Annotated in this window: 1 protein-coding gene; it reads left to right on the top strand. The window is 65.1% G+C overall.

What is annotated here, in order from left to right; all coding sequences use genetic code 11:
• Positions 1-229, top strand: a 229-nt coding sequence (locus tag KVS71_RS19590; RefSeq protein WP_302677836.1) for a proton-conducting transporter membrane subunit, incomplete at both ends; no start/stop codon positions are given.

Here is a 229-nt window from a genome sequence, read left to right as displayed (position 1 = left end):
CATCACCCTGTGCAGCACCGTGTCCCGCATCCGCACCGGTGCCGTCTACATCGACGTCTCTCTCGTGTCGTCGATCCTGTTCCTCGCGTCGATCGCGATGATCTACGGCGCCCACGGCACGGTCAACATGGCCCAGATCGCCGAGCGGATGTCGGAGCTCCCGCAGGACACGCAGCTCGTCCTGCCCCTCATGCTCGTGGTCGCCTTCGGGATCAAGGCCGCGATCTTC

Source organism: Microbacterium sp. GbtcB4 (assembly GCF_019091465.1).
GTDB lineage: Bacteria > Actinomycetota > Actinomycetes > Actinomycetales > Microbacteriaceae > Microbacterium > Microbacterium paraoxydans.
Note: the sequence above shows the minus strand (reverse complement) of the source record. Positions and strands in the feature narration are given on the sequence as shown.